The organism is Opacimonas viscosa (assembly GCF_024199005.1).
GTDB lineage: Bacteria > Pseudomonadota > Gammaproteobacteria > Enterobacterales > Alteromonadaceae > Opacimonas > Opacimonas viscosa.
The window spans coordinates 1-257 of the sequence record NZ_JANATA010000221.1 but is presented as its reverse complement, the minus strand read 5'-3'; the positions used below and the strand labels follow the sequence as shown (position 1 = coordinate 257).

General features: G+C 53.3%; 1 protein-coding gene. It reads right to left on the bottom strand.

Going from position 1 to position 257, the window contains the following annotated elements; translation table 11 throughout:
* Positions 1–218, bottom strand: a 218-nt coding sequence (locus NLF92_RS13370) for a tryptophan 7-halogenase (protein ID WP_254102739.1), incomplete at its 3' end; no start/stop codon positions are given.
* Positions 219–257 lie beyond the last annotated feature (39 nt).

Genomic DNA, 257 nt, shown 5'->3' with positions numbered 1-257 from the left:
CGCTGTTCCGCGTATTTACGTAAATAGGCGGCATAAGCAGTGGCATCAAAATGGTAGGCATAGCGCAAATGCGAGAGCACCGAGTTGGGGTTTTGCTCAGGCAGCACAAACTTGTTCTGCTTCGCGGCGACCGCACAGATACTGTAGTCTTCAAGCTCACAGGTAATCCCGGCGGCCAGTGTATGCAGCCAGTACTGATGAAAGTCGACGCCATTCATATCAACGCCGTGTCCGCCAAACGGGTGGAAGTAGCTGTC